The sequence below is a fragment of the Streptomyces sp. NPDC001056 genome (genome assembly GCF_053598955.1).
The window spans coordinates 1-1,010 of the sequence record NZ_JBSFLI010000131.1; the positions used below are offsets into that span (position 1 = coordinate 1).

General features: G+C 67.7%; 1 pseudogene. It reads right to left on the bottom strand.

From position 1 onward, the window contains the following. Window positions 1-839, bottom strand: a pseudogene (locus ACWDD7_RS37925) (hypothetical protein); the annotation flags it as partial. Window positions 840-1,010: the final 171 nt, after the last annotated feature.

Here is a 1,010-nt window from a genome sequence, read left to right on the forward strand (position 1 = left end):
GCCGCGTTCTGGATTGCGAACACCGCGTTGTCGCCGGTGGAGGCGACATACAGCACGTCGATGTTCGGGTCGTAAGCGAGGCCGGTCGGCCCGACGACGAGTGCACTGGGATCGGTTCGATTCACGTAGCCCGACGCGATGACGCGCGAGCCCGGCAGCATCGTGGCGCCGTTGTCACCGATCGCGAGTTCGATGCGCGAGACCGTCCCGTTCAGCACGTTCGACACGAACGCGGTCACGCGCTGGCCGCGATCGATCACGGTCATGTCCCACGGCCCGTCGAGCAGCGCCGCACTGCTGAGTTGCGTGACGAGATGGCCTTGCGGACCGATGACGAGCAGCGAGCCCGGCGGCACGACGGTCTTGCCGTCCGGCGCCGGGACGTTGCCGACCAGCACGAAACCGCTGCGCAGCACCACGAGCGCGGTCGTCAGGCCGAGATTGCTGCCCTGGAAGAAGGCCGCCGGCGTCTTGCCGGGCGACAGCTTCACGATCGTCGTGCCGGTGCCTTGCGTATTCGACGCCGCGTTGAAGTTGGACACGACGACGTCGCCGGGTTTCAGCGTGCTCCAGGGCGGCACGCCGCGCGGCACGAACGCGATGCCGTACGGATTGACATCGCCGTTGGCGGGCACGGTCGACGCGGTGAACGATGGAATCGGCAAGATGATGTCGTTGCCGCCGGCCCATGCGAAAGCCGACGACAACGCGACGAGCCCGGCGCTGCATGCCGCGCGGCATAGCGAGTGCGCAAGCGTGCGCCGGACGCGCGCGGCGACCGGTGGATCAACCGCAAGGACGGGCGGGGCGGGTGAACGACACGAGGGGAGAGGGTCCATGGCATGACTCCGGTTGATGATCGCGAGCAGTCATCCCGGCTGCCGGCCTGCGCAGCCGACGGGTGTCCGGCGCGGGGCCCCGCGAATTACCGGGCGGCGTGTCCGAAATAGTGTGTATTGGGTCGGCAGTGTAGAACGGGAGATGTGACGGCAATGGCTACGGAAACTCCC